2 protein-coding genes are annotated in these 1,586 nt (G+C 71.5%); both read left to right on the top strand.

Annotated elements, in window-relative coordinates:
- Positions 1–175 precede the first annotated feature (175 nt).
- Entirely contained in the window at positions 176–1,039 is an 864-nt protein-coding gene (gene htpX, locus ACYVE9_RS26050) for a zinc metalloprotease HtpX (protein ID WP_461030351.1), read from the top strand.
- Entirely contained in the window at positions 1,036–1,437 is a 402-nt protein-coding gene (locus tag ACYVE9_RS26045) for a YccF domain-containing protein (RefSeq protein WP_461030350.1), read from the top strand. The genes htpX and ACYVE9_RS26045 overlap by 4 nt, the downstream gene beginning before the upstream one ends.
- Positions 1,438–1,586: the final 149 nt, after the last annotated feature.

Raw genomic sequence — 1,586 nt, 5'->3', positions numbered from 1 at the left:
GGCCCCCTTCGCCGACCAGCGCCGGGCCGCCGACCAGCGCCGGGCCGCCGGCCGGCAGCGGAGCACCGGGGAACCTGCGTCCGCCGGACCGCGTTGTCCCTCAGTGGAGTCCATCGGAAGGTGGAGACACCACCGGAAAACAGGGTTGCTCTGCTGCACCACTGGAGGGCGTACCGTGCACGGCCGACACAACGGACTACGGACGGCGTTGCTGCTGGGCGCGATGTCCGCACTGATCCTCGTCATCGGCAGCTTCTTCGGCCGCACGGGTCTCGTCGCCGCCCTGTTCCTGGCACTGGGCACCAACGCCTACGCCTACTGGAACAGCGACCGGCTGGCGCTGCGCGCCATGCGGGCCCGACCGGTCAGCGAGTTCCAGGCCCCGCAGCTCTACCGCATCGTGCGGGAGCTCTCCACCGCCGCCCGGCAGCCGATGCCGCGCCTCTACCTCTCACCGACCCAGGCGCCCAACGCCTTCGCCACCGGCCGCAACCCGCGCAACGCGGCCGTCTGCTGCACCGAGGGCATCCTGCGCCTGCTCGACGAGCGGGAACTGCGCGGAGTGCTCGGCCACGAGCTGAGCCACGTCCACAACCGGGACATCCTCATCGCGTCCGTCGCCGGCGCGATGGCCTCGGCGGTGCTGTTCGCGGTCAACTTCGCCTGGCTCATCCCGTTCGGCCGCTCCGACGACGAGGAGGGGCCCGGACTGGTCGGCATGCTGCTCGTCATGATCCTCGGTCCGCTCGCCGCCGCCCTCATCCAGCTCGCGGTGAGCCGCTCCCGCGAGTACGAGGCCGACGCCGCCGGCGCCCAGCTCACCGGCGACCCGCTGGCCCTGGCGTCCGCGCTGCGCAAACTGGAGCGGGGCACCGCCTCGCTGCCGCTGCCCCGCGAACCGCGCCTGAAGACGGCCGGTCACATGATGATCGCCAACCCGTTCCGGCCCGGCCCGGGCACCTCCGGGCTGTTCGCCACCCACCCACCGATGGCCGAACGTATCGCCCGCCTGGAACGGATGGCAGGCTGGCGACCGTGAAGACACTTCTGAACATCCTCTGGCTCATCTTCTCCGGCGTCTGGCTGGCGATGGCCTACGCCGTGGCCGGACTCGTCTGCTGCGTCCTGATCATCACCATCCCGTGGGGCATCGCCTGCTTCCGCATCGCCGTCTACTCCCTGTGGCCCTTCGGCTACCGGGTCACTCCCAAGGCCGACGCGGGCATCGCCTCCGGTATCGGCAACGTCATCTGGCTGATCCTGGCCGGCGTCTGGATCACACTGGGCCACATCGCCGCCGGCATCGCCTTCTGCGTGACGATCATCGGCATCCCGTTCGGCATCGCCCACTTCAAGATGGTGCCCGTCTCCCTGATGCCCCTTGGCCGGGAGATCGTCCCCACCGACGCGCCCACCTACCCCGCCTACCGCTGGTAGACGGCCGGCTGCCGCTGCTGCCGCTGCTGCCGCCGCTGGGTGCCCGGCTGTGCGGTCGGCCGGCGTCCGGCCCGTCCGCACACCTCCCGTACGGGCACGCGGGGGCTGTGGGACGGCAGACACGGCTTCGGGCGGCGCCCCTCCCGAGG

The sequence above is a fragment of the Streptomyces sparsus genome (genome assembly GCF_054776295.1).
The sequence above is the reverse complement of the archived record's forward strand: the minus strand, read 5'-3'. Positions and strand labels throughout refer to the sequence as shown.